We start from the raw sequence: 19,207 nt of genomic DNA, 5'->3' as shown, positions 1-19,207 counted from the left end.
GCACTCCTTATTGCTGCGATTGAGGCGGCGGCGCATCGGCCGGTGGCGTCGAGCTCTCCATCGCGCCGTTCAAATAGATCTCGGCCCGGGTCGGCACCACGTGGTTGTCGGTCGGCAGCCGCGGCGATTCCGCCAGCGGCTTGACCAGGCGCGGCGTGATCACGAACAGCAGCTCGGTCTGGTCGTTCTGGAATTCGACGCTGCGCGCCAGTGCGCCCACGACCGGGATTTCGCCGAGCCCTGGAAAGGCCTTCACGGCCGAGGCGATGTTGTTACTGATGAGACCGGCGATCACGAAGCTCTGGCCGTCGTTGAGCTGGACCGTGGTGTCTGCGCGGCGCACCCTCATCGAAGGCAGCACCGCCGTGACGCCGTTGACCGTGGTGAAGGGCGAGCCGGTCTGGGAGAGGTCCGACACTTCGGAGATCATCTTCAGATTGATCAGGCTGCCGTTCAGGACCGTGGGCATGAACTTCACGCCGATGCCGAATTCCTTCTCTTCCAGGGTGAGGACCGGCGTTCCGCCCGCATTCGATTGCGCGACGGGAATGAAGATCTTGCCGCCCGAGAGAAAGCTCGCCTGCTGCCCGCTGATCGCCATCACGTTCGGCTCGGCCAGCACGCGCARGACGCCGTCGTCCTTCTCGCCGTCGATGGTCAATCGGGCACGCCCCACCCGCAACGCGTCGAGTAGCCCGGCGCCGCCGCTCAGGAAGTTCGACAGCAGCGTGTAGGTGTTCATGCCGTTGCTGTAGCTGTTCTGGTAGGCCAGTCTCGCGCCCAGCTTGTCGAGCAGCTTCTTGCTCACCTCGGCGATCTTCACCTCGAGCATCACCTGCTGCGCCGATGCCGTGCGCATCATGTTGATCACCTTCTTGCCCTCGCCGTACGAGTTCGCGAGGGTCATGACCTCGTCGAGCTTGCCCGGGTCGCTGACTTCGCCGCTGAGCACCAGCGTGTTCTCGGCGCCGCGCACCTTGACGCGCGTCTCGCCGGGCATGATCTCGGCGAGCTTGGCCTGCAGCGCGCCCGGGTCGATGGTGACGATGATGTCCTTGATGAAGCACACGCCCTCGGCGTTCTGCATGATCACGTTCATCGAGCCCGCGCGCTTGCCGCGGAAGAACAGGTCGGTCGGGCTCAGCAGCATGACCTCCATGTCGGCGACGCCATCGCCCCCATTGCCCCCCTGCATGGAGGCCGGCATGGGCTGCGGCGGCATTGGCGCGTAGGCGCCGGGCGGCATCGGCGCGTAGGCGCCGGGGGGCATCATCACGGGCCGCGGCGAAGGTGGCTGGCCACTCACGAGGATGCGGGTCACGCGCGACTTGAGCGGGATGACCGTCGACTTGCCGAGCGTGACCGTGGCCGGCGTGTCGACCTCCACGCGCGAGCAGCGCTTGTGGTCGGAGAACTGGGCCGAGGCCATCGCGGGCGCCGTGGCGGGCGCGGCCATCGCCGAGCCTGGTGCGGGCGGGGTCTGCGCCAGGACGCCGGGACCGGACATCAGCACCGCGCAGGCGGCAAGGGCGACGACCGTCTTGTGGGGACGAAGCAAGTAAGTCAAGAGCTGGACTCCTTCTGGTGATCGGTGTTCAGAAGCAGCTCAGCGAGCGGCTGGCGTTCTGCACGACTTCGACGCAATTCGCCGGCGGCAACACCACCGGCCGGGGGCGGGGCGTGGCAGCGGCCACGACCTTCGGCTCGACGGGAGCGGGCGCGACCACTTCCTTGATGCCGAACAACTGGTTCTTGGTGATGCCGTTGGTGGCCACGGTCTCGCTGTCGACCTGGTTGCGCAGCACCAGCGACAGGGTGCCGACGCTGCGCGCGAGATCGAGCTTCTCGGAATCCTCCAGGCTCAGTTCCAGCGTCACGGCGCTCACCACCCTGGGCTTGGTGTCGTCGCGCCCGGCCTCCTGCGCCACGGCCAGCACGAGCACGCGCTCGAGCACGGTCTTGCTGATCGGCCTGGCCTCCTCGCCTTTGCCCTTGTCCTGCTGGGCGTGCACGACCACGTCCACATAGTTGCCCGGCAGGGCGAACCCCGCGACACCGACCACATCGTTGACGCGCACGGTCATCGCGCGCTTGCCCGGTGCGATGACGGCCGAGAGCCCGCCCTGCGTGCCCTTGGGCGCGAGCTTGCCCTCGAGCACGGCCTCACCCCGCAGCACGCCCACCTTGGCCACTCGGTCCTGCAGGTCCTTGACCTCCGCGAACGTGCCAGGCGGCAGGGAACCGCTCGGCCAATCCACGACCGAAAGCATCTGCGGATTGATGCGGCTGCCGAGTTCGATGTCGATATTCGCGACCACCACCTTGTTGGACGCGATACTCCCTTGGCGGGCCACCCACCCGGCCGCATAGACTGCGGCGGCCAGGCCCGTCAGCAGTGCCAAAACCAGAAGACTCAGTGCCTTGATATTTCTCATTGCCTGCCCCAGTAAATAACGCCTGTAATTCCTGCGACCTGTCTCGGCTCATGCAAAGCCAAGTTGCCGGCCCAGCACATAGCCCATCGTTCCGATGCTGATGCAAATGCCGTAAGGGAGTTTTCCGACCGATTGGGTCGCAGCGATAGGAGCTTCCGGCCTCGCGCCTGCCATGCCCAAAGCGACCATTCCGTACACCGCGTCTTTGGTGTTGTGCAGCATGCGGCGCAGCTTTCCCTTGCAAAGCGCGAATCCAATGGCTGCTATTCCGCCGACGATGAAAGCGAAAAGGACGGCCTGGAATGTTTCATGGACACCGAGGAATGCGCCAACCATGGCCATGAGCTTCACGTCACCCGCGCCCATGACACGCAGCGCGTACAGCGGAAGCATGGTGAAAAATCCGATGAGGAGGCCACCAATCGCCGCCAGGAAGGCCGTCGACGGCGAGACGGCCATGGCCGTCTCGTAGACCAGCGCAAATGCAGCGCCGCCAACCGTCAGCCAGTTGGGAATCCTGTAGCTGCGGTAGTCGCTGACAGAGGCGAAGATGAGCAACGCGAACAGGACCACGGTGCGCGGATCGGTCGCCAGCATCCCGAGAAGCTCGAGCAGTGCGTGAAATTCTTTTGTATTCACAGTCTTCCGTTCATTCAAAAAAGCTTATGAATTCCTTCGCCATGCGAGCAACAAAAGCATGCAGACGACCAGAATGAGAGAGCCAACGAGCGCGTATTCCATCAACGAGGCCCCAGCCTCGTCCCTCAATAAATCAGCGAGCGCGAATGACAGACGACCGGCAAATCGCATTCGGATCTCCCAATTGTTCTTTCATATTGGAATTTGTTGCATTTGCCAGTCCGGCATCCGCTATGGCTCCAATGTAGGAGCGAGATAAAGCCGATGCATGAGCGCTGCGTCCTGAATTCAGCAGGACGGACCGCCTCTTTTGACCCGCGAGATTCAGGACAAAAAGCCTACAAAAGTACTCATTCTTGAGACTGGGGGGTGTAGACCGGCGCGCCTCGCCAGACGCGGAGCCTGGGCTGTCGGCGGCCGTTGCCGCGCGTGGTCCGCAGGGCACAGGAATACATGGCGGCGCATGCCGATCAGCCGCTGTCACTGGCCGGTGTTTGCCGCGAAGTCGGGTGTAGCGCGCGGGCCTTGCAAATGGCGTTTCGCCAGCATGCGGGGCAGGGGCCGATGGAGTTTTTGCGGGAACTCAGGCTCGACAAGGTGCGGGGCGAATTGCTGGCATCCGCTGGCGTGGCTGGGAGCGGTGTGCGCGAGGAGAGGAATGATCGGAATGAATGAAAAGACGACTCGACGCGAAGCAGTCTTCGCCATGACTCTGGGAGCGCTCGGCGCATGGGTGCCGAGCGCCTATGCGGCTGATGGCCTCTTGATCGACGCCAAGGACGCAGTCGAGGATGCGCTCACGGACGTTGAAACAGACGTCAAGGCACGGCAGGCGCGCGACCTCGCGGCTACCCGGCCGTCGACAACCATGCCGTGACGGCGCCGAATGCCGACACGCTCTACACCACCATCTGGCTCGATGTGACGAAGGAGCCCTGGATCATCAGCTCGCCTGACATGAAAGGTCGCTTCTTTCTGCTGCCGATGCTGGACGGCTGGACCAACGTCTTCGAGGTTCCGGGCAAGCGCACGACCGGCACCGGCGCGCAGAAGTTCGCGATCACCGGTCCGGGCTGGAAAGGAAGCCTGCCGCCCGGCGTCAAGCAATACAAATCGCCGACCGGCATGGTGTGGATGCTCGGGCGCATCTACTGCACCGGCACGCCGGAAGACTACGCGGCGGTTCACGCGCTGCAGGACCAGATGACGGCGGTGCCGCTGTCCTCGTACGGCAAGCCGTTCACGCCGCCGCCGGGCACGGTGGACCCGAGCGTCGATACCAAGACCGCGGTGCGCGATCAGGTCGATGCGATGGATGCCGCGAGCTTTTTCGCGCTCTTCGCGCAGCTGCTGAAGACCAATCCGCCGGCCGCGGCCGACGCGCCGATGGTGGCCAAGCTCGCGAAGCTCGGCATCGTTCCAGGCAAGGATTTCGACGCTTCCAAGCTCGACCCGTCGGTCAGCAAGGGCCTCGCGCAAGCGCCCAAGCCGGCACAGAAAAAAATCATGGGCTGGATGAAGAAGGGCGTCCTCGCCGGTGACTTCAAGCTCAAGAACGGCTGGGCGTTCACGACCAAGACCGGCTTGTACGGGACCAACTACATCCAACGGGCACTGATCACCGCGATCGGCCTCGGCGCCAACCGTCCTCAAGACGCGGTCTATCCGACGTCCACCGGGCCCGATGTGCTGCAGAAGTACCACGGTTCGAAGAAGTACGTCATGCACTTCCCCAAGGGTCAGCTTCCACCGGTCAATGGCTTCTGGTCGTTGACGATGTACGGCACCGACTACTTCTTCGTGCCGAACCCGATCAATCGATACACCGTCAGCCAGCGCAACAAGCTCAAGGCCAATGCCGACGGCTCGGTCGACCTCTACATCCAGAACAAGTCGCCCGGTGCGGACAAGGAAGAGAACTGGCTGCCCGCGCCGAAGGACGGCTTCATCCTCATGATGCGTCTCTATTGGCCGAAGGATACGCCGCCCTCGTTGCTGGACGGCAGTTGGACCATCCCGCGCGCCAAGGCGGTCTGATACGCCCCCCCCCCCGAAGCGCCTGCGGCGCCTCCCCCTCAAGGGGGCGATACCGGCGGCCCGGCAAAGCCGGTTCCGCGGTATCCCTGGTATCGGACTGCGCCGGTTTCATGCGTCGTGGGTCGCGCCAGGCGCGGTGGAGCCACTGATCTCAGGGTGGGGCGGCTGGCCGCTTACAGCGCAGGCTATATTTCTGACCCAGCAACAAGAGAGAAATCACCATGCCAAAAGCCTATTGGGTCAGCGCGTACCGTGGCGTCAAGGATGCCGACAAACTTGCGGCCTACGCGAAACTGGCCGGCCCGGCCATCACTGCCGGCGGCGGGCGCTTTCTGGCGCGCGGTCTGCCCGCCAAGGTCTACGAGCGCGGCTTGACCCAACGCACCGTGTTGATCGAGTTCGACAGCGTCGAGCAGGCTACAGCCACGCATGACAGCCCTGACTACCAGGCCGCGCTGGCCGCGCTGGGCGACGGTGCCGAACGGGATCTCCGGATCGTCGAGGGGCTCTGAGCCGCGCGTGGCCCCTGGCGACCTCAAGGCGCATCGCTTTCCCTCAGAAACGAAAGAAGGTGTCCTCGGATGTCCTGCAACTGCTGATCCGTCAGCCGGTGATGAATCAGCAGGTCGGGAAGCTTCGGCGCCAGGTTTCTCAGGTCTTGACKCACCGGCTCCGGAGAAACGTCCAGCAGGTGCGCCACGGCAAGACCCATCGCTATCTGCTGCGCCTCCAGTTTCTGGAGAGCAGCCTTGACATATTCCTCGTTCATGGGCKCCCCTTTCGAAAGACGTTGGTGGGTGGGAACTCTGCATTGTCGATGGGCCGTGGCGTTCAGTCGCGCTCGCTGCAACCGTGAACATTTGCGGCAAGGGCTGGACGGTCATCCCCGGCGATGGGCAACGCCCATTCCAGGCGCGAGCCACTGCCTGCCGCATCGAACAGATGCATCGTCCCCGGCTTCGGCCGCAGGTGCAAGGTATCGCCCGGCACCACGGCCAGGCGCTCGCGAACCAGCGCAATCACCGGCATCTCGCCCAGCCGCAGGCTGAGCTGGGTCTCGGAGCCCAACGGTTCCACCAGAAGCACCTGCGCCGGTACGCCCTCGCCAGCCGCGCAGGGCTCCAGGTGTTCCGGGCGCACGCCGTAGATGGACTCACGGCCGGCGTGCGCGGCGGCGCCGGGCATGGGCAGCAAGAGGCCGCCAGCCGTGGCAAAGCCTTCGGACGTGCAGTGCCCGGGAATGAAGTTCATGGCCGGCGAGCCGATGAAGCCGGCCACGAACAGGTTGGCCGGCCGGTCGAACAGCTCCAGCGGCGCGCCCACCTGCTCGACGCGCCCGGCGTTGAGCACCACGATGCGGTCGGCCATGGTCATGGCCTCGACCTGGTCGTGCGTGACGTAGACGGTGGTGGTCTTGAGCTTCTGGTGCAAGGCCTTGATCTCGCCGCGCATCACGATGCGCAGCTTGGCGTCCAGGTTGGACAGCGGCTCGTCGAACAGGAAGACCTGCGGGTCGCGCACGATGGCGCGGCCCATGGCCACGCGCTGGCGCTGGCCGCCCGAGAGCTGGCGCGGATAGCGTTCGAGCAGCGGCGCCAAGCCCAGGATGCCGGCCGCCCAGCGCACCCGCTGCGCAATCTCGGCCTTGGGCCGGCCGCGGTGTTCCAGCGAGAAGCCCATATTGGCCGCCACCGTCATGTGCGGATAGAGTGCGTAGTTCTGGAACACCATCGCGATGTCGCGGTCCTTCGGGTCCAGTTCGGTCACGTCGCGCGTGCCGATGCGGATGCGCCCCTGCGTGACCGACTCCAGGCCTGCGATCATGCGCAGCAGCGTGGACTTGCCGCAGCCCGAGGGGCCTACCAGCGCGACGAACTCGCCATCGCGGATCGACAGGTCGATGCCGTGGATGACTGCGGTGGTGCCGTAGTGCTTCTGGAGCTGGGCGAGCTGGACTTCTGCCATGAATGCGATTGGGGGTTGAGAACGATCACTTGATCCCGGTATGGGCCAGGCCTTCGACGAACTGCTTTTGCGCCAGCACGAACACGATGAGCACCGGCAGCGCGGTGAGCGTGGCCGCCGCCAGCTGGATGTTCCACATCGGTCCGCCGTAGGCGTCGGTGTACTGAGTCAGTGCCTGCGGCAGCGTGAACATGCTGGGCGTGGACAGGAACACGATCGGCTCCAGGTACAGGTTCCAGCTGTGCAGGAAGGTGAAGATGGCCACCGACGCCAGCGCAGGCCGAGCCAGCGGCAGCGCGATGGAGCGAAAGATCTTGAAGCGCCCGAGTCCATCCACCCGCGCCGCCTCTTCCAGCTCCAGCGGCAGCGTGATGAAGAACTGGCGCATCACGAAGGTGGCAAACACACTGGGCGCGCCGAACACCGGGACCAGCAGGAGCGGCCAGTGCGTGTTCACCAGCCCCAGCTTCAGGAACAGCTGGAACAGCGGCACGATGGTGACTTCCGAAGGAATCAACAGGCCGGTAAGCACCACGATGAAGAGCGCATTCGCACCCGGAAAGCGGATGCGCGCGAAGGCGTAGCCGGCCATCGACGAGACGACGAGCGTTCCGGCGGTGACCAGGGCGGCGATGTAGGCCGAGTTCCAGTACTGCTGCGCAAAGGGCTGGATGCTGAACACCTGGCGGTAGCTGCTCCAGTCCGGGTGGGCGGGAAAGAGCTGGGGCGGGAACACGAAGATCTCGCTGATCGGTTTGAGCGAGGAGGTCACCATCCACCACGTGGGAAACACGAAGGGGATGAGCAGCACGCACATCAGCCCGTAGAGCGCCACCTTCACGCGCGGCGAGAGTTCACTGTTCATGAAAGACGAACCTCCTGCGCAGCTGCCACTGCGCCAGGGTCAGCAGCGCCACGATGGCGAACAGCAGCACCGCCAGCGTCGAGCCGTAGCCGAAGCGGTGGAACTGGAAGGTCTGCTGGTACAGGTAGTACACCAGGACGGTGGTCGACACGCCCGGCCCGCCCTGCGTGAGCACCGCGATCTGCRCAAACACCTGCAGCGAGCCGACGATGGTGATGATGGAGGTGAGCAGCACGGTCGGGCTGATCAGTGGCAAGGTGATGCGCCGGAACTGGCGCCACGCCGGCGCACCGTCGATGCGCGCAGCCTCGTACAACTCGCGCGGCACGCCCTGCAGCGCGGCCAGGAACAGGACCATGTTCAGGCCCACGTTCTTGAACACCTGCACCACGATCACCGACACCATCGCAGTGCCGGGCGAGCGCAGCCAGTTGGGCCCCTCGATGCCCACCAGCGCCAGCATCCCGTTGATGCCGCCGTTGTGCTGCAGCAGGAAGCCCCAGACGATGGTCCAGGCCACCAGCGACACCACCACCGGCGAGAAGAACAGCGTACGCAGGAGCGTGATGCCGGCCAGCTTCTGGTTGAGCAGCACGGCCAGCAGCAGCGCCAGGCCGAGGTTGAACACCACCAGCCCGGCGCAGAACAGGACAGTGGCACCCAGCACGCTCGGCAGCGTCGGGTCCTGCAGCAGCTGCTGGTAGTTCTGCGCGCCGGTGTAGCTGAAGGTGTTGGCCAGCACGTTCCACTCGTGCAGCGAATACCAGAACACCAGCGCCAGCGGCAGCAACACGAAGAGCGCGATGCCGGCCAACTGCGGCGCGGCGAACAGGTAGCCGGCCGCGCGGTCGCGCCGAGCCATCGTCCAGAACGAACGCGGCGCGTGCTGCGGCTCGGTCATCGCTCGATGCATCGCCGGCTGCGCTTTCGCCTATTGCGCCAGCAGCGGGCCGATCTGGCCGCACACCGACTGCATCGCCGCCTGGATGTTCGCATTCGGCTGCCAGACCGCGTCCATGCCCGAGCGCACCATCTGCTGCAGGCGCGCGAAGCCGGTGTGGCCCGGCATCAGCTTGCCGGTCGAGATGCCCGAGACCACCACCGCGTCCAGCTGGGCCGGCGACAGCAGCGCATTGGTCTTGCCCAGCGTCTGCGCGTTGAGTTGCGACTTGCGCGCCGAGGGGAAGAACTGCGCGAGCTTGGCCGAGTTCTCCGGGTTTGTCATGTAGGCCACGAAGCGCGTGGCGGCGGGCGCGTTCTTGCTCGCCTTGAGCACGCCGACGCCGGCCTGCCCCACCAGCGCGTACTCGCCCACCGGTCCCTTGGGCAGGGGCACCAAGTCCCAGGCGAAGGGCTTGTCCTTGGGCAGCAGCGAGGCGCGGCTGATCTGCGTGATGGTCATGGCCGCATCGCCGGCGAAGAAGTCCACGTTCTGGCCCGGGCCGGGCATGGCCTTCTTGTTGAACACCGCGTCGTGCACGAAGGTCAAGGCATCCACCATCGGCTTGTCGGCCAGGGTGCAGCGCTTGCCGTCGGCGCTCCAGGGTGTGGCGCCCCAGCCGTAGGTGACCGACGACAGGAACTGCCAGGCCTGGTAGTTGAAGTCGCGCACCACCAACCCACCCTTGCCGGGCTGCGACTGCGCCACCGCCTGCGCGGTAGCGATGGCACTGGGCCAGGTCCATTGGCCGGCGGCGATCAGCTCGGCCGGCGTCTTGGCGCCGGCCTTCTTGATCAAGTCGTTGTTGACGAACACGCCGAAGGGCGAGGTCGAGAAGGGATAGGCGTAGAGCTGGCCGTCCCGGCTCCAGCGCTCGGTGGCGCTGGCGGGTACCTCGCCCAGGTTGTAGCCGGCCGTGCCATCGAGCGCCGGCGTAAGCGGCACCAGCGCGCCAGAATTGACGAAGTCGGAGGCCGAGGTCTCGAAGATCCAGGCCATGTCCGGCGCATTGCCGCCGGCGATCTGCGTGGTCAGCGCGGTGGTGTAGTTCTCGAAGGGGAGCGGCTCGAAGCGCACATTGACGTTCGGGTTGTCCTTCTTGAAGCCCTCCGCGATGTCGTTGAAGAGCTTCAGGTGCGCCTCGTTGGCRCTCCAGATGGTCATGCGCAGGTTGACCTCCTGCGCCATCGCGGCGCCGGCCAGGGACAGCGCCAGCGCTCCGGCGAGGGCAGCCAGCAGCGAACGTTTGCGGATGGGATGGGCCATGTGTGTCTCCTCGGTTCTGGTGAATGTCGGGGTCGATGAAATTCAGTAGGCCCGCACGTCGGGCCAGTGCAGCTGCACGCCGGCCTGCTCGATCCGCGCCTGGAACGCGGTCAGTTGCGCGTCCGACGCCCGCACCTGGTGTGGCGTCGCGCCGGTGTTCAGGCAGTGCGCGGCCAGCATGCCGGCCACCTCGCCCACGTTCCATTCCACCGGATGCAGCCGGTAGCAGCCGTTGGTGATGTGGGTGGTGGCGATGTTCTTTCCACCGGCCAGCAGGTTCGTCATGCGCCGCGGCAGCAGCGCACCCAGCGGAATCTCGAAGGGGCAGGAAGGCACGTCGATGTAGTTGTCGCCGCCGGTGGACGGGTGCAGGTCGATGCGGTACATACCCACGCCCACGCTGTCGCGGTACTTCACCGCGCCCTGCTCGCCGCGCACGGCATGCGACAGGTGCTGCTCGACGATGCGCGTCACGCCCAGGATGCGCCGGCTCTCGCGGATGTAGGGCGCCATCGCCAGGCCATGCTCGGTGCCGGTGATGTCGCCGCGCAGGCGCAGGCCGCGAAAGCCGGTGCCGCCGTCCGCGCGCGGCGCCTCGGTCTGCAGCCAGTAGAACATCGCGTACGACAGCTCGGCCGCGGCCTGCAGGTGGCGCTGCTTTTCGGCCTCGGGCAGGTCGATGATCGAGGCTTCCATGTAGTCGATCATCGGCCAGTTCACCAAGCAGATGTCCGAGGCGTAGGCGCCCGGCACGAAGTTGCGGCGCGCCGCGATGCGCCGGAAGGTCCACAGGTTGTGGTCGCCGCCGCCCTTGCGCTGGTCGGCGTCCACCCGCAGCGGGTCGTCGTCCGGGTTGGGCGTGAAAGTGCGCTCGACGATCTCCAGCGTGCGCGGATGCGGCGCCTTGAAGCCCAGCAGCGGCCCGCCCCAGAAGCCGGGCTGGACGGTGCGCCAGCGGTCGTAGTTCTTCGGCTTGTCGATGGTCTGGTCGCCTTTGACATGGTCGATGGCGAAGCAGATCGACACCGCCTGCACGTTGCCCGGCTGAGCCGTGGCCGGCGCGCTCGGCTCGCCCGTGTCGGCCTGGCTTTCGAAGCCCTTGGCGTACTCGGTCCCGGTGAGCGGAAGCAGGTCGCCCAGCTCGGTGGCGTCGATCACGTAGGCGGCCGCCACCGTCACCTCGCGCCCGCCGTCGCGGTGGCGCAGGGTGACGGCGCGCACCGTGTCGCCCTGGGTGTCCGCCGCCACCGGGCGGTACGGCTGCAGCACCGTCAGCAGGCCGGCGCCGCGGTAAGGCGCGAGCATGGCCTCGAGCACGGCCAGCCCCACGCGCGGCTCGGCGCAGACGCGGCTCACCCAGCCGGCACCGGGGTTCAGGTCCGGCCAGGCACGACTGGCCGCGGTCAACGGATAGTGGTCACGGTAGTACTGGCGGATGCCGTTGCGCAGCTGCCGGTAGCGCCGGGTGATGCCGAACTGCTCGACCCAGGTGTGCTCATCTGGCGGCACGGCCTGGCTGGTGAGCTGGCCGCCGATCCAGTCGTACTCCTCGCTCATCACCACGTGGCGCCCCGCCTCCAGCGCGCCGAGCGCGGCGGCGACGCCGCCCAGGCCACCGCCCACGATGAGGATGTCGGTCTTCAGTTCTTGCATGCTGTGTCGGTCTTCCTGCTTGTTCGTTGGATTCAGCGCGGCGCCGGCCCCAGGGTGTCGCCGGCGATCGGCTCGCAGGGCAGCAGCACCTGCTGCACCGGCTCGCCCGCGCCGCCTTCGACGCGCCGCACCAGCATCGCGGTGGCCTGGCGGCCCATCTCCTCGCGCGGGATGCGAAAGGACGCGAAGCGCGTGCGGCTGCTCTCGGCGCGCATGTGCGAGCCCAGCGCCATCACCGACAGGTGCTGCGGCAGGCGCAAGTCGCGCGCGTGGGCCGCCGCCTCCAGCCGCATCGCATCGGCCAGCTCGACGCAGAACACGGCGGTGGCGCCGCTTTGCAGCACCGCGTCCACCAACGCGGCATCGGTGCCCGCGGTGTCGGTCATGTGCAAGGCGATACGCAGGTCGGTGCCGAGCGCGGCATGGAAGCCACGCCAGCGGTCGGCCGTGGATTCGGCGGTATCGGTGGGGCCGAGGTAGGCCAAGCGCGTGTGGCCGAGGGCGCGCGCCTGCTGCACCAGCTGCCCGGTGGCGGTGGCGTAGTCGGCGCCGACGAAGGGCACGGGCGCGCCCGCGTCTTCGCGCCGGCCGATGGCCACGAAGGGATAGTCGCCCGCCACCAGCCGCTGCAGTTCGTCGCGGTCGAAGGCGCGGCCCAGCACGATGCAGCCGTCGGCGATGCGCAGCCGGCTCTCCTCGGCAAAGATCTTTCGCTGCGCGCCCTGGCCGGCGCCGGTGAGCAGGAGCAGGTCGTAGCCGCGCGACTGCGCTTCTTCCTCGATGCCGAACAGGAAGGGCAGGAAGAAGTCGGCCTGCGCACTCGGGAAGGCCGGCTCGTAGGTGAACACGCCGAGGATCCGGTTCGCGCCCTTGGCCATGCGCCGGGCGATCGGGTCGGGCACGTAGCCGGTCTCGCGGATGATCTTTTGCACCCGCTCGCGGGTTTCCTGCGGAATGCGCGCCAGCGCGTTCGCGGCGCCGTTGAGGACCAGCGACACGGTCGCCTGGCTCACGCCGGCGAGCTTGGCGATGTCGAGCTGGGTCACGCGACGGTGGGAAGCCATGGATGACGAATGACGTTGATTATGCGTATTAGCTGATTGCTAATGCGCATTATCAGGAGATCGTTCGACAATTCAAGGGCCGAATGGGGAGGGATTTCCCGTGGCGCGGCCCCGCGGGCTCGTCGATGTCGTTCTCCGCTGCCGCTTGCACCGGCGCAACCCGCCGATTCTCTGGCGGACGGACAGCGCCTTCGATGGGGAAGTCAGGAGCAGGACAGGGCCGGCGGGTCATATTGCGCAATCCGAAGAACTTGACCGGAGGGCGCATGGAAGAGACTTGTCAACGGTGCGAACGCATCGAGGCTCACCCGCGCCGGCCCTGGGAAGGCGCCATGATCGAGCGCTCCGTCAAACGAGATTTCCGCGGCGCATTCATCGCGAAGTGCGAGTGCCCCCATTGCGGTGCGCTTTGGACACGGGCGGAAGATCCCATCAAGGGGTCGTTGACCTGGGAAAGGTCCGATTAGGTGGATCTTGCGGGTCGGGCTGGACCATTGCCATGGTTCGGATGCGCTGCCGCGCACACTAAAGCCCTCCCCGAGGCTGAACTGCCTGAGCGATTCGCGAGTTCAGTCCCGATCGCCTCGTTCGTCCCAATCCCGACGATGGTGATGGCGATGGCGCCAGCGGTCGCCCGGCTCGTAGTAGGCCTGCGCGGGCGGGCCGTAGTACACGGGTTCCGGACGGACATACACGGGCGGGGGTGGGCGGTAGTACACCGGGGGCGCCGGCTGATAGTAGACCGGCGGTGCAGGACGCGAGTAGACAGGCGCCGGCTCGTAGTACACGGGGCCAGGCTCGACCACGCCGACCGAAACACCAGGCACGTTGACGCCGACAGACCAGTTCACCTGGGCATTCGCTGACGCCGCGGCGAAAAGCGCGCCAGTTGCCAAGGTGCCGGCGGCTGCCCACTTGAAGAAGAAAGAACGAGTGAAGTTCACAGGGATCATCCTGAGAGGGCAGCGAAGACCGCCCCATGCAGCAAACAACGTGCTACCCGCGTACGACGTCGACGTCTGCTCCATGAAGAAGGTTGCCAAACGTCACGACGCCACCGTCCGCCATTGGCGCCGAGTAGGCCGCGCTACGATGGCGCATGCCCCGCAAGCCCCCAGACCCCAAGCGAATCGCCCGCAGGAACCACGAAGTCCGCGTGGCCGAGGAATTCCCGCTGCCCAAAGTCGAGGGCTCGATCAAGGAGTTGGACGTGCTCAACACCGGGGCTGTGATCCTGAACGGCGTATTCGACCTCGCGCAACTCGAGGCGATCGTGGCGCACATGAAGGCACTTGGTGCACCGGAGTAAGGCGCATCAGAAGACCGGGCCATCGGTGACTTTTTTTCCCGCTAGGCGGATCAAGCGAAGCGCCAGGCGCTTCGGTTGCAAGCGACGCACGGCGACCAAGCCGCACTTCGCGAAGCCCTCGCTTTGGAATCGGAGGCCATGCGCCGATTTCGCGCCGCCACCACCATCGCCGCACCACTGGAAGCAACGCCGATAGGCCGGCGCCCATGGTGGCGGTTGTGGTGATGTATTCCTGTAACGGCCGAGCGCCCAAGATGCGGATCGAGCTTTACAACGGTGAAAACCCTAATACAAAAGTATTCATTTATGCGCCGTAACAGGGCCGTGCTGCGTATCATTTTTGTAGCGGAAAGTATCCCTGTTTCGATGAATCGGACTGGAGAGGTCGATGTGCGATATCAGCAATGTTGCCGCACCACCATTGGCTGCGCATCGCGTGTGGGCGGATGATCCTGCCGCCTTTTCCACGCACAGAATCACCGCGCTGCATCACAATTTTCACGAGCACCCGCTCTTCCAAATTGCCGAACTCGTCAAGCTCGGCAAGGAGCTCGCGCGCTTTGATCAGTGCCGATTCATGAGGCCCGGCAACACGGTCGCCTCCGCCATCGCGCACGATAGCCGGCATCCTGATGGGCGCAGCATCGACGAAGTCTTTCAACGTCTGGAGGAGCCGAGTTCGACGGTGGCCCTCTACAACATCGAAGTCATTCCGCGCTACCAGGCCTTGCTTTTCAACATTGTCGACACCATGCGAGGAAGCGTCGAGCCTGAACAGCCCGACATCTTCCGAGTGAATGGGTTCGTCTTCATGTCGGCGCCGCCCTCCGTGACGCCTTTTCATATCGATCGCGAGAACAACTTCTGGCTGCAGTTGCATGGGCGCAAGGTCATAAACGTCTGGGATCACCGGGACCGGACCCTTGTCGCGGCCGACGCGGTGGAGGATTTCATCGTCACCCAATCGCTCAGGAAGGTGCGCTTCAAGGAAGAGTTCCTCGCTCGCAGCCAAGAGTTCCATGCGCGCCCGGGCGACGGCGTCTATTTCCCGAGCACCTCGCCGCACATGACGCGTTCCGAACCTGGCTGGACCTCCCCCGGCGATCGCGTGTCGATCTCGATCGGCGTGACCTTCTACACATCGGTCACGCGAAAGGTCGCGCGTGTACACCAAGTGAACCGTGTCCTGCGCCGGTGCGGGTTGTCGCCCGCCTACCCGGGCGATTCACCCGCGATGGATGCACTCAAGGCGTCCGTGGGCGGGCTGGTCGGTGCCACGCGAGCCAGACTCGTCGGGATGAACCCCTCGGCGCGACGCTTCAAGCTGGTGACGACACCGCCGCCGGGCTCCTACTAGGAAGAATGCATTTGAGTGCGGCCTGCGAGACCGCCGGCGGAGAGTGTGAGATTCGAACTCACGGACGGTTGCCCGTCGGCAGTTTTCAAGACTGCTGGTTTAAACCACTCACCCAACTCTCCTGGACTGCCTTCGTCGCGCGGGAAGGCAGGGTCGGGATTTTAGTCTGAGCCTTGGGCCGGTTCAGCAGCCGAATCCGGCGCCCACCCCCGCAGCACCAGGTCCACGATGCCTTGCGCCCACACCCGCCGCTCTTCCGGTCCCGCCAGGGGCTTCGAAATGAAGAAGCGCACCCCGCCGAAGGCCAGGGTCGACAGCTGCACCGCCCCCAGCTCGGGCTGGGGCACGTGCAGCCGGCCCGTGCGGTGCGCCTCGGCCAGGTACTCGACGACCGGCGCCAGCACGTAGCTGTTCTCGGCATACAGCGACTTGGCCAGCTCGGGGAAACGCACCGCCTCGGCGATCACCAGGCGCATCAGCGCCAGGGTCTTGGGCTCGGTGGCGCTCAGGTACATGCGCTCGACCAGGTCGAGCAGCACCTGCCGCTCGTCGCTGACGCGGTGCACCAGCGTGTTCTGCATGGTCTCGCGGGCGTCGCTGACGGCGCGGTGCACCACCTCGCGGAACAAGGCTTCCTTGTTGTCGAACTGGCGGTAGATGGTGATCTTGGCCACGCCAGCCTCGCGGGCAATGGCCTCGATGCTGGTGGCCGAGTAGCCCTTGTCCAGGAAGGACTCCAGCGCCGCCGCCAGGAAGGCTTCGCGCAGCGCGGCCGCCTGCTCGGGGCTGGGCCGGCCGCGGGCGCGGCGCTTGATGCTGGCGTTGCCCGTTGTCTCTGGGGCTTCGATGTCGTTGTTATGGTCCATGGCTTTGTCCCCCTTCAGTCCGGCAGGAAGATGGACTGCAGGTCGCTCAAAAAGTCGAATCCACGCGTCGTCGGCCAGACGCGTGCAAGGTCTCTTTCTATCAAACCCTTGCGCTCGGCCTCCTCGAGACCGCGCTGGATGGAGGTAATGGCCAGYCCGGTGCGCTCGCCGAATTCCGCCAGCGTAAACCCATCCTTCAGTCGCAGGGCATTGAGCATGTATTCGAAGGGCAAGGCCCCGATGCCGACCTCGTCGCTCTGGGCAACGGCACGGCCGGCGATCGCGTTGTCCATGTACAGCCGCGGCTCCCGGTACCGCACCTGCCGCACCACCCGGTGCGCAAACGTCAGCTTGCTGTGGGCGCCGGCGCCGATCCCCAGGTAATCGCCGAACTGCCAGTAATTCAGATTGTGCGCACAGGTATGCCCCCTCTGGGCGTAGGCCGATATCTCGTATCGCTGGAGGCCGACGGCCGCCGTGCGCTCGGTGATGCGGTCGAGCATGTCGTAGGCCAGGTCGTCCTCGGGGATCACGGGCGGAAACTTGGCGAAGTAGGTGTTGGGCTCGATGGTCAGGTGGTACACCGACAGGTGCGGCGGCTGCAGCGCCAGCGCCTGGCCCAGGTCGGCGTCGAGGCCTTCCAGGGTCTGGCCCGGCAGCGCGTACATCAGGTCGAGGTTGAAGGTGTCGAAGGCGGCCGCGGCCTCTTCCACCGCCGCGATGGCCTGGGCGCGGTCGTGCACGCGGCCGAGCGCCTTCAAATGCGCGTCGTCGAAGCTCTGCACCCCCACCGACAGCCGCGTGACACCCGCCGCCCGGTAGGCGCGGAAGCGGTCGCGCTCGAAGGTGCCGGGGTTGGCCTCCAGGCTGATCTCGCAGTCGGGCGCGAGCTTGAGGCGGGCGCGCAGGTCGCCGATCAGGCGGTCGATGGCGGCCGGCGAGAACAGGCTGGGCGTGCCGCCGCCGATGAAGATGGTGTGCACCGTGCGGCCCCACACCAGCGGCAGCGCGGCGTCGAGGTCGGCCACCAGGGCGTCGATGTAGCGCTGCTCGGGCAGGGCCTGGTCGGTGGCGTCGCCGCGCCATTCGTGCGAATTGAAGTCGCAGTAGGGGCACTTGCGCAGGCACCAGGGCAGGTGCACGTAGAGCGACAGCGGCGGCAGCGCCGCGAACTGCAGCGGCCCCGGGCGCATCAGGTGCAGCACGTCGTTGGCGCCGGCCGCGCCGTTGGCCGCCTCTTCGGCGCCGGTGGCGATCGGGATCACGATGCTCACGACATGGGCCAGCGGTCGCGCATCAGGGCCAGCATCGCGCGCGCGGCCTGGCCGCGATGGCTGTTGGCGTTTTTGACGTCGGTGGGCAGCTGGGCAAAGGTCTTGCCGAACTGCGGCAGGAACATCACGGGGTCGAAGCCGAAGCCGTTGTCGCCGATCGGCTCGCGCGTGATCTCGCCCGGCGCGCGGCCGACCGCGATCAGCGGCTCGGGGTCGTCGGCGCTGCGCAGCGCGACCAGGGTGCTGACCAGCGCGGCGCGGCGGTTGCGCACGCCGGCCATCTGCTCGAGCAGCGCGCGCACGTTGTTGGCGTCGCCCTTGGCGTAGCCGAACCGGGTGGCGTAGTAGGCGGTGTCGACGCCCGGCAGGCCGCCGAAGGCCTCGACGCACAGGCCGGCATCGTCGGCGATGGCCGGCAGGCCGGTGGCGGCCGCCGCGTGGCGGGCCTTGGCGAGCGCGTTCTCGACGAAGGTGCGGAAGGGCTCGTCGGCCTCGCCGACGCCGAGCTCGGACTGCCGCACCAGCTCGACGCCGAGCGGCGCGAACAGCGCCTGCAGCTCGGCCAGCTTGCCGGCGTTGTTGGATGCGAGAACCAGTTTCATCGCCAGGGGGCGCAGGTCATCAGGCGGCCAGAGCCTGCGTCTGCAGCGCGGTCAGCTCGACGATGCCCTTCTCGGCCAGGGCCAGCAGCTGGTTCATCTCGTCGCGCGAGAAGGCGGCACCTTCGGCCGTGCCCTGCACTTCGACGAAGTGGCCGGCGCCGGTCATGACGACGTTCATGTCGGTGTCGCAGGCCGAGTCTTCGGTGTATTCGAGGTCGAGCAGCGGCGTGCCCTCGACGATGCCGACCGAGACCGCGGCCACGTGGCCGATGATCGGCGTCGCCTGGATCTTGCCGTCGGCCAGCAGCTTGCCGACCGCGTCCTGCGCCGCCACGAAGGCGCCGGTGATGGCCGCGGTGCGGGTGCCGCCGTCGGCCTGCAGCACGTCGCAGTCGAGGTGGATGGTGCGCTCGCCCAGGGCCGACAGGTTGAACACGGCGCGCATCGAGCGGCCGATGAGGCGCTGGATTTCCTGCGTGCGGCCGCTCTGCTTGCCGCGGGCGGCTTCGCGGTCGCTGCGGGTGTGGGTGGCGCGCGGCAGCATGCCGTATTCGGCCGTGACCCAGCCCTCGCCGCTGCCGCGCTTGTGCGGCGGCACGCGCTCTTCGACCGAGGCGGTGCACAGCACGCGGGTCTGGCCGAACTCGATCAGCACCGAGCCCTCGGCGTGGATGGTGTAGCCGCGGGTGATGCGCACGGGACGCAGCTGGTCGGCCGCACGGCCGCCGCTTCGAACGAAAACTGTCATGGTGATCCGGAAAAAGGTGGAAGAAACTCAGGCCGCCGCCGGGCCGCCCCAAGGCGGCCTGCGGCCCCCTCGGGGGGCAGCGACCCACACGCAGTGGGGGAGCGTGGGGGCGATCCAGGCCGCCGCCGGGCCGCCCCAAGGCGGCCTGCGGCCCCCTCGGGGGGCAGCGACCCACACGCAGTGGGGG

Annotated in this window: 21 protein-coding genes, 1 tRNA gene and 1 pseudogene; 7 read left to right on the top strand and 16 right to left on the bottom strand. The window is 66.5% G+C overall.

Annotated features, from left to right (window positions below; genetic code table 11):
• Positions 1-7: 7 nt before the first annotated feature.
• From AC1D2E_RS22735 to AC1D2E_RS22725, 3 genes are all read right to left on the bottom strand, one after another.
• Positions 8-1,507: a type II and III secretion system protein family protein gene (locus AC1D2E_RS22735; RefSeq protein WP_478199509.1), complete on the bottom strand. Its 1,500-nt coding sequence runs from the start codon at positions 1,505-1,507 to the stop codon at positions 8-10.
• Positions 1,508-1,595: 88 nt separating this feature from the next.
• The gene (gene cpaB, locus AC1D2E_RS22730; RefSeq protein ID WP_478199494.1) at positions 1,596-2,435 is read right to left on the bottom strand and encodes a Flp pilus assembly protein CpaB; all 840 of its coding nucleotides are present in this window, start codon (positions 2,433-2,435) and stop codon (positions 1,596-1,598) included.
• A 48-nt stretch (positions 2,436-2,483) separates the two neighbouring features.
• A complete protein-coding gene (locus AC1D2E_RS22725) occupies positions 2,484-3,074 on the bottom strand; it encodes an A24 family peptidase (RefSeq protein WP_478199493.1) in 591 nt (196 codons plus the stop codon).
• Between the two features lie 453 nt (positions 3,075-3,527).
• On the opposite strand from AC1D2E_RS22725, the gene AC1D2E_RS22720 reads away from it, so the two are divergent.
• The 4 genes from AC1D2E_RS22720 to AC1D2E_RS22705 all read left to right on the top strand — a co-directional run bounded on the left by AC1D2E_RS22720 (position 3,528) and on the right by AC1D2E_RS22705 (position 5,623).
• Entirely contained in the window at positions 3,528-3,749 is a 222-nt protein-coding gene (locus tag AC1D2E_RS22720) for a helix-turn-helix domain-containing protein (RefSeq protein ID WP_478199492.1), read from the top strand.
• The gene (locus AC1D2E_RS22715) at positions 3,742-3,951 is read left to right on the top strand and encodes a hypothetical protein (RefSeq protein ID WP_478199491.1); all 210 of its coding nucleotides are present in this window, start codon (positions 3,742-3,744) and stop codon (positions 3,949-3,951) included. Before AC1D2E_RS22720 ends, AC1D2E_RS22715 begins: the two co-directional genes overlap by 8 nt.
• The gene (locus AC1D2E_RS22710) at positions 3,948-5,111 is read left to right on the top strand and encodes a DUF1254 domain-containing protein (RefSeq protein WP_478199490.1); all 1,164 of its coding nucleotides are present in this window, start codon (positions 3,948-3,950) and stop codon (positions 5,109-5,111) included. Before AC1D2E_RS22715 ends, AC1D2E_RS22710 begins: the two co-directional genes overlap by 4 nt.
• Before the next feature lie 221 nt (positions 5,112-5,332).
• Positions 5,333-5,623: a DUF1330 domain-containing protein gene (locus AC1D2E_RS22705; RefSeq protein ID WP_478199489.1), complete on the top strand. Its 291-nt coding sequence runs from the start codon at positions 5,333-5,335 to the stop codon at positions 5,621-5,623.
• Between the two features lie 23 nt (positions 5,624-5,646).
• On the opposite strand, the gene AC1D2E_RS22700 is transcribed toward AC1D2E_RS22705, so the two are convergent.
• The 8 genes from AC1D2E_RS22700 to AC1D2E_RS22665 form a co-directional block, all read right to left on the bottom strand.
• Entirely contained in the window at positions 5,647-5,880 is a 234-nt protein-coding gene (locus tag AC1D2E_RS22700; RefSeq protein ID WP_478199488.1) for a hypothetical protein, read from the bottom strand.
• A 62-nt stretch (positions 5,881-5,942) separates the two neighbouring features.
• Positions 5,943-7,076 carry an ABC transporter ATP-binding protein gene (locus tag AC1D2E_RS22695; protein ID WP_478199487.1) on the bottom strand — a complete coding sequence of 378 codons (1,134 nt, stop codon included), beginning with the start codon at positions 7,074-7,076 and terminating at the stop codon, positions 5,943-5,945.
• 25 nt (positions 7,077-7,101) lie between these two features.
• The gene (locus tag AC1D2E_RS22690; RefSeq protein ID WP_478199486.1) at positions 7,102-7,941 is read right to left on the bottom strand and encodes a carbohydrate ABC transporter permease; all 840 of its coding nucleotides are present in this window, start codon (positions 7,939-7,941) and stop codon (positions 7,102-7,104) included.
• Entirely contained in the window at positions 7,931-8,842 is a 912-nt protein-coding gene (locus AC1D2E_RS22685) for a carbohydrate ABC transporter permease (protein ID WP_478199485.1), read from the bottom strand. Before AC1D2E_RS22685 ends, AC1D2E_RS22690 begins: the two co-directional genes overlap by 11 nt.
• A 30-nt stretch (positions 8,843-8,872) precedes the next feature.
• Positions 8,873-10,147: an ABC transporter substrate-binding protein gene (locus AC1D2E_RS22680; protein ID WP_478199484.1), complete on the bottom strand. Its 1,275-nt coding sequence runs from the start codon at positions 10,145-10,147 to the stop codon at positions 8,873-8,875.
• Between the two features lie 42 nt (positions 10,148-10,189).
• Entirely contained in the window at positions 10,190-11,800 is a 1,611-nt protein-coding gene (locus AC1D2E_RS22675; protein WP_478199483.1) for an FAD-dependent oxidoreductase, read from the bottom strand.
• 32 nt (positions 11,801-11,832) lie between these two features.
• Entirely contained in the window at positions 11,833-12,864 is a 1,032-nt protein-coding gene (locus AC1D2E_RS22670; RefSeq protein ID WP_478199482.1) for a LacI family DNA-binding transcriptional regulator, read from the bottom strand.
• Positions 12,865-13,433: 569 nt separating this feature from the next.
• Positions 13,434-13,808, bottom strand: coding sequence for a hypothetical protein (locus AC1D2E_RS22665; protein WP_478199481.1), 375 nt, complete (start codon positions 13,806-13,808; stop codon positions 13,434-13,436).
• Positions 13,809-13,963: 155 nt separating this feature from the next.
• Here AC1D2E_RS22665 and AC1D2E_RS22660 point away from each other — a divergent pair, with 155 nt between their 5' ends.
• Both AC1D2E_RS22660 and AC1D2E_RS22655 read left to right on the top strand, forming a co-directional pair.
• Complete coding sequence (locus tag AC1D2E_RS22660; RefSeq protein ID WP_478199480.1) at positions 13,964-14,173, top strand: hypothetical protein; 210 nt, start codon at positions 13,964-13,966, stop codon at positions 14,171-14,173.
• A 388-nt stretch (positions 14,174-14,561) separates the two neighbouring features.
• Positions 14,562-15,530: a JmjC domain-containing protein gene (locus tag AC1D2E_RS22655; RefSeq protein ID WP_478199479.1), complete on the top strand. Its 969-nt coding sequence runs from the start codon at positions 14,562-14,564 to the stop codon at positions 15,528-15,530.
• A gap of 37 nt (positions 15,531-15,567) precedes the next feature.
• Here the strand turns inward: AC1D2E_RS22655 and AC1D2E_RS22650 are convergent.
• The 5 genes from AC1D2E_RS22650 to rph all read right to left on the bottom strand — a co-directional run bounded on the left by AC1D2E_RS22650 (position 15,568) and on the right by rph (position 19,020).
• Positions 15,568-15,652 (bottom strand) — tRNA-Ser (locus tag AC1D2E_RS22650).
• Between the two features lie 39 nt (positions 15,653-15,691).
• A complete protein-coding gene (locus AC1D2E_RS22645; RefSeq protein ID WP_478199478.1) occupies positions 15,692-16,396 on the bottom strand; it encodes a TetR/AcrR family transcriptional regulator in 705 nt (234 codons plus the stop codon).
• A gap of 14 nt (positions 16,397-16,410) precedes the next feature.
• Entirely contained in the window at positions 16,411-17,589 is a 1,179-nt protein-coding gene (gene hemW / locus AC1D2E_RS22640; protein ID WP_478199508.1) for a radical SAM family heme chaperone HemW, read from the bottom strand.
• Between the two features lie 77 nt (positions 17,590-17,666).
• Entirely contained in the window at positions 17,667-18,272 is a 606-nt protein-coding gene (gene rdgB, locus AC1D2E_RS22635; RefSeq protein ID WP_478199477.1) for an RdgB/HAM1 family non-canonical purine NTP pyrophosphatase, read from the bottom strand.
• Positions 18,273-18,291: 19 nt separating this feature from the next.
• Entirely contained in the window at positions 18,292-19,020 is a 729-nt protein-coding gene (rph, locus tag AC1D2E_RS22630; protein ID WP_478199476.1) for a ribonuclease PH, read from the bottom strand.
• On the opposite strand from rph, the pseudogene AC1D2E_RS22625 reads away from it, so the two are divergent.
• Positions 19,019-19,207 (top strand): annotated as a pseudogene (locus AC1D2E_RS22625) (hypothetical protein); the annotation flags it as partial. The gene rph and the pseudogene AC1D2E_RS22625 sit on opposite strands and share 2 nt — an antisense overlap.

Source organism: Variovorax sp. P1_H2, assembly GCF_056405295.1.
The sequence above is the reverse complement of the archived record's forward strand: the minus strand, read 5'-3'. Positions and strand labels throughout refer to the sequence as shown.

Bases quoted from the DNA above. Each gene is read 5' to 3' on its own strand.
- cpaB (WP_478199494.1), bottom strand. From the start codon at position 2,435: ATGAGAAATATCAAGGCACTGAGTCTTCTGGTTTTGGCACTGCTGACG.
- AC1D2E_RS22720 (WP_478199492.1), top strand. From the start codon at position 3,528: ATGGCGGCGCATGCCGATCAGCCGCTGTCACTGGCCGGTGTTTGCCGC.
- AC1D2E_RS22715 (WP_478199491.1), top strand. From the start codon at position 3,742: ATGAATGAAAAGACGACTCGACGCGAAGCAGTCTTCGCCATGACTCTG.
- AC1D2E_RS22705 (WP_478199489.1), top strand. From the start codon at position 5,333: ATGCCAAAAGCCTATTGGGTCAGCGCGTACCGTGGCGTCAAGGATGCC.
- AC1D2E_RS22695 (WP_478199487.1), bottom strand. From the start codon at position 7,076: ATGGCAGAAGTCCAGCTCGCCCAGCTCCAGAAGCACTACGGCACCACC.
- AC1D2E_RS22690 (WP_478199486.1), bottom strand. From the start codon at position 7,941: ATGAACAGTGAACTCTCGCCGCGCGTGAAGGTGGCGCTCTACGGGCTG.
- AC1D2E_RS22675 (WP_478199483.1), bottom strand. From the start codon at position 11,800: ATGCAAGAACTGAAGACCGACATCCTCATCGTGGGCGGTGGCCTGGGC.
- AC1D2E_RS22670 (WP_478199482.1), bottom strand. From the start codon at position 12,864: ATGGCTTCCCACCGTCGCGTGACCCAGCTCGACATCGCCAAGCTCGCC.
- AC1D2E_RS22660 (WP_478199480.1), top strand. From the start codon at position 13,964: ATGCCCCGCAAGCCCCCAGACCCCAAGCGAATCGCCCGCAGGAACCAC.
- AC1D2E_RS22655 (WP_478199479.1), top strand. From the start codon at position 14,562: ATGTGCGATATCAGCAATGTTGCCGCACCACCATTGGCTGCGCATCGC.
- AC1D2E_RS22645 (WP_478199478.1), bottom strand. From the start codon at position 16,396: ATGGACCATAACAACGACATCGAAGCCCCAGAGACAACGGGCAACGCC.
- rdgB (WP_478199477.1), bottom strand. From the start codon at position 18,272: ATGAAACTGGTTCTCGCATCCAACAACGCCGGCAAGCTGGCCGAGCTG.
- rph (WP_478199476.1), bottom strand. From the start codon at position 19,020: ATGACAGTTTTCGTTCGAAGCGGCGGCCGTGCGGCCGACCAGCTGCGT.